Annotated in this window: 6 protein-coding genes; 1 reads left to right on the top strand and 5 read right to left on the bottom strand. The window is 43.5% G+C overall.

The window, feature by feature from the left end; translation table 11 throughout:
- Positions 1-5,613: helicase-related protein (locus O3603_RS11595; protein ID WP_371522974.1), on the top strand; the 5,613-nt coding region annotated here is incomplete at its 5' end.
- A gap of 63 nt (positions 5,614-5,676) precedes the next feature.
- On the opposite strand, the gene O3603_RS11590 is transcribed toward O3603_RS11595, so the two are convergent.
- The 5 genes from O3603_RS11590 to O3603_RS11570 all read right to left on the bottom strand — a co-directional run.
- Positions 5,677-6,303: a PP2C family serine/threonine-protein phosphatase gene (locus O3603_RS11590; protein WP_371522972.1), complete on the bottom strand. Its 627-nt coding sequence runs from the start codon at positions 6,301-6,303 to the stop codon at positions 5,677-5,679.
- Complete coding sequence (locus O3603_RS11585; protein ID WP_371522976.1) at positions 6,300-7,139, bottom strand: nucleotidyl transferase AbiEii/AbiGii toxin family protein; 840 nt, start codon at positions 7,137-7,139, stop codon at positions 6,300-6,302. Before O3603_RS11585 ends, O3603_RS11590 begins: the two co-directional genes overlap by 4 nt.
- Positions 7,117-8,121 (bottom strand): type IV toxin-antitoxin system AbiEi family antitoxin, encoded by a 1,005-nt coding sequence (locus O3603_RS11580; protein ID WP_371522970.1) that lies wholly within the window; start codon positions 8,119-8,121, stop codon positions 7,117-7,119. The genes O3603_RS11585 and O3603_RS11580 overlap by 23 nt, the downstream gene beginning before the upstream one ends.
- A gap of 155 nt (positions 8,122-8,276) precedes the next feature.
- Positions 8,277-8,585 carry a helix-turn-helix domain-containing protein gene (locus O3603_RS11575; protein WP_004342808.1) on the bottom strand — a complete coding sequence of 103 codons (309 nt, stop codon included), beginning with the start codon at positions 8,583-8,585 and terminating at the stop codon, positions 8,277-8,279.
- Positions 8,573-9,482: AAA family ATPase (locus O3603_RS11570; RefSeq protein WP_371522968.1), on the bottom strand; the 910-nt coding region annotated here is incomplete at its 5' end. The genes O3603_RS11570 and O3603_RS11575, both read right to left, overlap by 13 nt.

Raw genomic sequence — 9,482 nt, 5'->3', positions numbered from 1 at the left:
TATGACCGAGAGTATAGCAAAGGCAAGGACACTCTTAAACGTGAGTCCACACGTGCCATTCACAATTACTTCTTCGTGAAAGGTCTGGACTGCATCAAGGAAGGTGGCTTACTGGCATTCATCACCTCACAGGGTGTTTTGGACAGCCCTCGCAATGAAGCCATACGCCGTTACCTCATGCAGAACAGCCGCCTTATCTCCGCTCTCCGACTACCATCAAGTCTGTTTTCAGACAATGCAGGTACGGACGTAGGCAGTGACCTCATCGTCCTGCAAAAGCAGACTGGTAAAGAAATCAGCAAGGGCATTGAACAGCAGTTCGTAGAAACTGTTTCCGTTCCCAAGGAAGAAGGCTCTACTGTCGTCTTCAAGCATAACTCACTTTTTGTAGGAGATTGGAAAGACATATCTCATCGCACCATTGCCACAGAGCGCATAATGGGTACAGACCCTTATGGAAGACCAGCATGGGAGTATCGGTTCACGGGAGGGATTGAGGAAATGGCAGAAAGTCTCCGAACAAGGCTCTCCCTTGAAATGGAACAACGTATCGACCGTAAACTATATGAAACAGGTATACCGATGACAGAGGTAGAGCGAGAGGCAGAAGCAGAGAAACAGCTTCGCAAGTTGGGTATTACCATAAGTCAGGAAGAAGAAACAGAGAAGACAAAGACTGAAGACGAGGGTATAAACGATGCCTATAACCTCATGCCCGACAGTATCAGGAAACAGTTGCCAAAACTCTATTCGACGGAAAAGGGACTCATTGGCGATAAGGTTGCCTACGCACGCTATTTCTTCCCGATGGGAGCATACACAGCCTACCTTCTGGAATATGATCCTAAGAGCCGCATTGGTTTCGGTGCTGTCACGCTGGGTTACGGCTGGGAGCTTGGCAATATGTCCCTCGACGAGATGGAAGGTGTAAAAGTAAGAGGACTGGGCATTGAACGTGACCTGTACTTCTCTCCTAAGAAATTGCACGAGATAGCCGAACTGGAAGAAATAGTCAGGGGACAATATACCAAAGAAGAAGTGGTAGCAGAGGAAATCAAGGAAGAAGTAGTAACAAAAACAGAGATAAACGATAAGGTTAAGGAAACTGTAGCCGTTGCTTCTGAGAACGATACGCAGATAATGGAAGATACCATTTCTAACGGCGAGACAATTCCATTACAGCCGTCATCATCAGAGTCTGCCCCACAACAATTCGTATCAGAACAGCCTTCCATGACTATAGAACCTGCTCCCGAAGGCGTACCCGCCTTGACACTTCATCATCAATACGAGCAGGAACCACAGGAAATCCGTACGGATATTGAAGCCCCAAGAGAGATGAACGGACAGACAATATTCTTTGACGATGATCATCATCCGGTGGTGGACAATAACATGGAAGACATCGGACAACCGGAGCAGCTGTCATTGTTTGCCCCAGAGGAATACAGCCTTTGGGCAAGAGAAGTTACCCGTGTGAACAATGAAATCAAGGATAATTCAGGAACTTCACAGGTGCATCGTCCTATAACTCAAACTGCTCCCCAGAAACCATCGGAGTCCAAGATACAAAAGGCGGTAACTGTTCCCCAACGACGTACCCGTAGTAGCAGGAAAAAGGCTTCTTCCTCTTCACGTGAGCCGTCACTTTTCGACTTCATGAACGAAGCCGAGGAGCGCAAGCCAAAACCGATAGCGGAAGTCAGAAGGGAGTTTGACGCTTCCCCGCGCCCTTTTCTCTCTTCGCCGGACTCCCACCTAAGAGACGGCTCCATTGTCGTGCAGAAGGGACAGATAGGGTTTCTTTCTGACTTAAAGCGACATCCAACCTTTAACCCGATGGACTTGCCGTATGCGCAGCTTTCACGTCTCAAAGCCTATATCGAGATACGGGAGTGCTATCACCGTCTCTATGACTACGAGGCAGAGAACCATGCAGAAGACAGGGAAGACCGCAGCAGGCTCAACCACCTGTATGATGATTATGTATCCTGTTGGGGTTACTTTAACCAAAAGGCGAACACCGACATCATCAAGATGGATGCTACAGGCGTGGAAATGCTCTTTTTGGAACGCTCCGAAAACGGCAGGTACATCAAGGCGGACATCTTTGACCATCCCACGGCTTTTTCTACCACAGAACTGACCGTTGCCACAGACCCGATGGAAGCCTTGGGTGCATCGCTCAACAAGTACGGCGCGGTGGAACTTGACTACATGAGTTCACTTTTACCTGATATGGAGGAAAGCGACATCATTTCTTCCTTGGAAGGTCGCATCTATTACAATCCCGAAGAGAATGCCTACGAGGTGGCGGACAAGTTCATTTCGGGCAATGTAATAGAGAAGACGGAGCGTATCGAGTCGTGGCTCTTGGACCATCCCGACCACGAAGAGGCAAAACAGAGCCTTGCTGCCTTGCGTGCAGCCACGCCAACACCCATTCCCTTTGCAGACCTTGACTTTAATCTCGGTGAACGCTGGATACCTGCCAAAGTCTATGGCAGATTCGCCTCGGAGTTCTTCGGGACGGATATTGGCGTATCCTACCATTCCAATATAGACGAATACAGCATTGTATGTGACCATAAGAATGCTAATATCTGGCACAAGTATGCCGTACAGGGAGAGTTCCGCCGTTATGATGGCATCAATCTCCTGAAGCACGCCCTGCACAACACCATTCCCGACATCAACAAGAGCAAGGAAGTGACGGACAAGGTTACGGGAGAGACGAAAACTATCAAAGTCAGGGACGGACATGCTATCCAGATGGCAAATGCCAAGATTGAGGAAATCAGGCAGGGCTTTGTTGATTGGCTCGGACGTACACCCGATACCTTCAAACAACAACTCTCCGACCGTTACAACCGCCTTTTCAACTGTTTTGTACGCCCTAACTTTGACGGTACGCACCAGACCTTTCCCGACCTTGACCTCAGAAGGTTGGGTATAGCCGACCTTTACAAGAGTCAGAAGGATGCCGTGTGGATGCTCAAAACCAATGGTGGCGGCATCTGCGACCACGAGGTGGGAGCGGGAAAGACACTCATCATGTGTACGGCTGCCTACGAGATGAAACGGTTGGGGTTGGCGAACAAACCAATGATTATCGGACTGAAAGCAAACGTCTTTGATATTGCCGACACCTTTAGGAAAGCTTATCCTAATGCTAAGGTACTCTATCCAGGTAAGAACGATTTTAATAAGCAGAACCGCCAACGTGTCTTCAACGACATCAAGAACAACGACTGGGACTGTATCATACTTACGCACGAACAGTTCGGTATGATACCGCAGGCACTGGAGATACAGGAAGCGATTATGCAAAAGGAACTGGACTCCGTGGAAGAGAACCTCGAAGTGTTGCGACAACAAGGAAGAGACATCTCCCGTGGTATGCTCAAAGGCTTGGAGAAGCGCAAGCAGACGCTTGAAGCCAAGTTACAGAACATACAAGACAGCATCGCCGAGCGCAAGGATGATGCGGTGGATTTCAAGATGATGGGTATCGACCACCTCTTTGTCGATGAAAGCCACCAATTCAAGAACCTGATGTTCAATACCCGCCACGACCGTGTGTCGGGTTTGGGCAATCCTGACGGTTCACAGCGTGCCTTAAACATGCTCTTTGCCATTCGTACCATACAGGAGAGGTCCGGCAAGGACTTGGGAGCCACTTTCCTTTCGGGAACGACCATTTCCAATAGTTTGACGGAGTTGTATCTGCTTTTCAAGTATCTTTGTCCGCAGGCTTTGGAAAAGCAGGGTATCAACAGTTTCGATGCATGGGCAGCGGTCTTTGCCAAGAAATCGACAGACTACGAGTTCTCCATCACAAACGACATCATTCAGAAGGAACGGTTCAGAACCTTCATTAAGGTGCCAGAGCTGGCGGCTTTTTATGCGGAGATTTGCGATTTTCGTACAGCCAAAGACATCGGTATCGACAGACCGGAGAAGAATGAGATACTACACAATATACCGCCAACACCCGAGCAGGAAGTTTTTATCGGCAAGCTGATGGAGTTTGCCAAAAGTGGTGATGCCACGATCTTAGGACGAGCACCTCTGAGTGAGAGCGAGGAAAAGGCAAAGATGCTGATTGCAACAGACTACGCCCGCAAGATGAGCCTTGATTTACGCATGATAGATGAAAATGCTTACTCAGATCATATCGACAACAAGGCAAGTCACTGTGCCAAGATGCTCAATAATTATTACCAAAAGTTCGACGCACAGAAAGGGACGCAGTTTGTTTTCTCTGATTTGGGGACTTACAAGCCTGGCGAATGGAACGTCTATTCTGAGATAAAGCGTAAGTTGGTAGAGGACTATCATATCCCGTCCTACGAAATACGCTTTATCCAAGAGTGTAAGAACGAGAAGGCAAAGAAAGCGATGGTAGATGCGATGAATCGTGGTGACATTCGCATTATCTTCGGTTCTACCTCTATGTTGGGAACAGGCGTAAACGCACAGCAGCGTGCCGTGGCGGTCCATCATTTGGACACGCCTTGGCGACCTTCAGACTTAGAGCAGCGTAACGGACGAGCGGTGCGCAAGGGAAACCTTATCGCCAAGGAATTTGCGAACAACAAGGTCGATGTCATCATCTATGCTGTAGAACGCTCGTTGGACAGTTACAAGTTTAACCTGCTGCACAACAAGCAGCTGTTCATCAATCACCTGAAGACAAACACGCTTGGTAGTCGTACCATTGATGAAGGGTCGATGGATGAGGACAGCGGCATGAACTTCTCCGAGTATGTAGCAGTGCTTTCTGGCAATACCGACCTTTTAGAGAAAGCAAGATTGGATAAGAAGATTACCACCTTGGAATCAGAACGTAAGAACTTTCTCCGTGAGCGTGATGCAGCAACGGGCAAGTTGGCTGAGATTGACAGTTCCGTATCTTTCCATACGGACAAAATCAAGGAGGCACAGTCAGACCTCACTCTATTTGAGCAGCGTGTAGAACGTGATGAGGAAGGTACACCTATAAATAAACTGACAATCAAAGGTGTGGAAGACAGTACCGATATCAAGGTCATTGCCGCACGTCTGCAGGAGATAGACGAAAAAGCTCGCACCAAAGGAGAGTATAATAAAATCGGTGAAGTTTATGGTTTTTCCATAATGGTTAAGACGGAGAGCACTTCAAAAGACTTGTTTGACTGTTCAGTGAACCGCTTCTTTGTAAAAGGGCAGGAGAGTATCTACTATACCTATAATAACGGTAAATTGGCAACAGACCCGAAACTTGCATGTCAGAACTTCGTTAATGCCTTGGAGCGTATTCCAAAGGTAATAGAATCGCATGAGAACGAAATGGCAAAAGTTGTGGCTAACAAAGACGTTTACACCAACATTGCCAACAGTTCTTGGAAGAAAGAGGACAAGCTTCGCTCACTTAAAAGTGAAGCTGCTGAATTGGACAGAAAGATTGCATTGACAATTTCTACCAATAAAGAGGCAAAAGGAGATGTAGAACAAGACAATTCCATATCCATAAGTGGACTACCTAACCAAATAGATAATAAACAATCTAAGATACATGAAGACAGTGAGGATGGTCGTTCACAAGGTTTTCGTCCAAAATGGAGGCACTAATTCTCCAATATATAGAAGAGTAGATTTTCGGTAGTATATATATAGCTGCCGGAATCTAACATTTTATTTTATATTAATATCAACCACAGAACAGTCATCTCCCGTGCATTGTAAAGGTAGTGAAGTTCTCTGTTGCAAGTACTCACTTACATCATATTGTTTGTAAAAGCCATCGCTACAAAGTATGAAGCGATCTCCTGTTTGTACTGACATTTGATATACTTCTATTGGACTTCTGTACCCTCTTCCATTAATACAGACTGTAAGGTAACTCTCACCTCCAATGTTGATTACATCATCGGACGTCAGCAGTGTGATTGTTCCATTAATGTGTTCATGATATAGACGAACATCCCCCAATGAAGTATAATAGAGAAAGCTATCCGTCAGATACACAAGCGTGAGGGCAGTACCCATCTTACACTTTCTTTGGTAGCATGCCTTGCGTAAGGTTTTATCGGCATATTCTAAGCTCTCTTGAATAATCTTTGAGGGATCAGATGCATTGTAACTTTCAAAGTAATCAAGGATTGCTTCACAAACGATTTTCGATGCCTGTTCAGGAAAATCTAATCCTCCCATACCATCAGCAAGTAAAACCAAAGTTCCGCCTGCTATTTTCTTCTGAAGAATAAAGTCTCCATTCATTTCGTTAGCAGCTATGCTTTGAAAAGCAATACATATTTTCATCGGGTAAACTTATTAAAAACTTCTATCATTTTTTGGAAAGCATATAAAACTTGCTCATACTGAAGAACTGAGTTACTGTCCAGTATTTGTTGAAGAAGCCTACTGTCCTCTTCTTTTGCGATTTCCTTTTGTAGGCATTTTTCATAATAGGATAAATACTTTATGGGGAGAAAACCTACAATGTCATTGGCAAGCCAATATGCACCGACAATAAACTCATCAAAATCGTCCCAATCAAAAACTTCTTGGTATACACTCCTATTTAAGTTGGCTATGAAGTAGTTCTCAATGATAAACCCCATATCATCAGCATCTTTATTTGTTTGCAGGTTACGATCTAACCAAGCATTAAATTTTAGGATAAAAAGTCCGTGAAGTGATGCTAGCTTGATGTCAAATTCATTATCAATACTTATGGTTATAGCATCTTTTAGTACTTCCTCATAACCTTTTACGGACATGGCAATATCTTCTTCTGGTGGCCAATAAATATATCCATCTTCTTTTGCAACATCTCCGTAAGGAACAATATCCATTTCATAAACCCCATAATAGAAGCGTTGATACATTTTATCATCCTTAGTGAAACCATGCGTCAAAAGCATCTGCTTTATTTCGTCAAAGGCTTCCCAATTAGGGATAGCAATAGCTAAATCTAAATCTCTCGTTTTTCGACCAGAGCTAATGCCTACTAATTGCTGTATCAGTATATCACGTGCAGTTGCACCAATCACAAAGAAGTCTTGTCCTACCTCTTTAAAACATTCGCTGGCGGTTCTTAATAGTTCAACCAAAAGTGGATTGTCTATCTTATTACTTGAAATTTGAAAGCTCATCATTCAATATTTTGTTTGCAGCTTCTATCGAACGACTATTGCCATCACCTAATAAGTCTGCATAAATAAGAATTATTGGCATTGTACTGCCTTTCCAAAACTTCTGATACATTGTAATTTCTCCTTCTGTAGCACGCATGGCACCTGTTTTCATCAGATTACCCCAAGCTACATCGGAATATATTTCAAACTTTTGTGGAGTTAAATATCCGTTTACTTGATAAGCAGCACACTCTCCACCCCAGCATATTCCTTCGGGCAACACTATTTTATCCCATTGTGCTTTAGACTGTTCATCTCGAAAGGCAAAATGCTTCACCAAAAGTTTTGGCTTAAGAACATGATGATAGTTTTCCACCCATAGATCAAGCAACCTGCGTTTGTCTTTCAGTATACGCTTTCTTTTAGTAGTCAATACAAACTTTCGAGCTTCTAATTCATCAAGTACATTTTTTATAGTACCTAACGAAACGTCGCACTGTTCTTTTATTTCCCTAAAAGTTTTACCCACATTGTCTACATCTTGCAACAAATAAAAAATAACTTTTAAGCCTGCTTCTTGAAAGATTGGATAAGCCTTGTTAAGCGCTATAGGTGCTTTTTCACCTGTGTGAGAAAGTTGAAAAATCAACTTCTTACCTTTTGTATATAGGATTTGATAGTTACCAACAGTATCTACAAAATTAATGCCTGCCGTTCGTAAAATGTTATAAACACCTGGTTGAACATATCGTGCTATAAGCAAAATAGGTATCTTTTGTAGTTCAGCACACCCCTTTATCAAATCCTGAATGCGGCCAATGTTGATACTATTCACCTCGTTTTCTACAAGACAAGGAAAGTCTATTCCTATAATGTTAACTCGTCCCTTAAGTATAGGATTACTTTGTGGAGTTAAATCATAGGTGATATTGAGTCCACTTTCTCCCCATTGTTGCTTCATTGCACTTACTGCCTGTTCTATAATATGTACTTCTCCCATACTTGTTCATTCTTTATTACTTGTTCAACAATATTGAACACTGCAAAGATAATGAACAAACACGAAGACACCAAATATTTTGTTCAATAAATTAATTTTGTTCAATAATAGTGAACAATAGAAGAATATTGAAAGAATCTAATTTTTGAGAGAATTTACCTACACTCTCGCTTACGCAGTATACTATCAATCTCTTCACGAAGAAACAGCAGCCTACCATTAGCTTTGAGAAATGGGATCTTACCTGCCCAAACCCAGTTATAGATAGTCTTTTGCTCAACTTTCAAGATTCTAGAAACATCTATGATGTCCAGATATTCTGGTTTCAAAGGTGGACGGACAGTTGTATCGACGGATTGCTCTTGCAGGACAAGTAGCTGGTCGAGTTTATTCTCGACAGTTCTTAGTTTATCAAACAATTGTTTGCACCAATCTGTTTCTGAAGTATCGTTTAAGTATGGCATAGTTCTCCTTTTTGATAGTTTCCACCTGTATCTTGCGTCAAAATGCGCTGCTCTTTCATATATGCAATGTATTTTTTTGCAGTTCGGTCTTTGATCTCCATTTCACGCATCAGCACCTCACAAAGTTCCTGGTATGAAAGCCTTAGTTTGGTCCGAAATGCAGATTTGATGACAAGTAAGAGTTCATCGGTCTTGCGCTTTTCTTTATCTTCCTTCGATTTCTCGCCACGATAGACGTGCATGTCTTCAGTTTTATCCCAACCGAAGAGCATCATTGGAACATCTAATGGGCTTCCGTCACGGACTTTCAATGCCTTTACGACCGAATATTCAGGATTGTCATCCTTTTCTATGGAGAGAATACCCGCCGCCTTGCGTTGAAGTTCCGAACCAATATGCCCACGCAACTTTATGCCATTAGGCACAAAGTGAAGCACACAGACAATACAGGTATTGTAGATGCCTGCCAATCGGTAGAGTTCATCTACAATGGCTATACTTTCCGTTTCATCGTTGGCTGAGCGTATCAAGTCAGCAATACCATCAATTACCACAATATGGATACCACCATGCTTGTGATAGAACAAGTCCATACTCTCACGAATGATTTTTAGCCTGTCTTTGCGCGATAGTGATGCCAAGTAGAGTGAATGGTAGAACTCTGGCACAGACTTTACTCCTGCCCGACGAAGTGTCTTTCCCAGGTTCTTGTGCAGCTGTGCTTCAGACTGCTCTGTATCATAGTGGAGTACCGCTAATCCTTTGGGGTTAGCAGTTATCTCTAATCCCAATGTCTGTTCAGCTTGTAATCGTTCCGAACCAAGTGTGCCTGAAAGGATTCCAGAAATATAGTTGCTCTTACCTGTTCCTTCTCCACCTGTGATACAAAATAGATTA

This window comes from Prevotella sp. 20925_1_30, from assembly GCF_041433025.1.
Classification (GTDB): Bacteria; Bacteroidota; Bacteroidia; order Bacteroidales; family Bacteroidaceae; genus Prevotella; species Prevotella vespertina.
This window is presented reverse-complemented; position numbering and strand designations above follow the sequence as displayed.

Excerpts from the sequence above, each read along its gene's own strand:
- O3603_RS11590 (WP_371522972.1), bottom strand. The coding sequence starts at position 6,303 with ATGAAAATATGTATTGCTTTTCAAAGCATAGCTGCTAACGAAATGAAT.
- O3603_RS11585 (WP_371522976.1), bottom strand. The coding sequence starts at position 7,139 with ATGAGCTTTCAAATTTCAAGTAATAAGATAGACAATCCACTTTTGGTT.
- O3603_RS11580 (WP_371522970.1), bottom strand. The coding sequence starts at position 8,121 with ATGGGAGAAGTACATATTATAGAACAGGCAGTAAGTGCAATGAAGCAA.
- O3603_RS11575 (WP_004342808.1), bottom strand. The coding sequence starts at position 8,585 with ATGCCATACTTAAACGATACTTCAGAAACAGATTGGTGCAAACAATTG.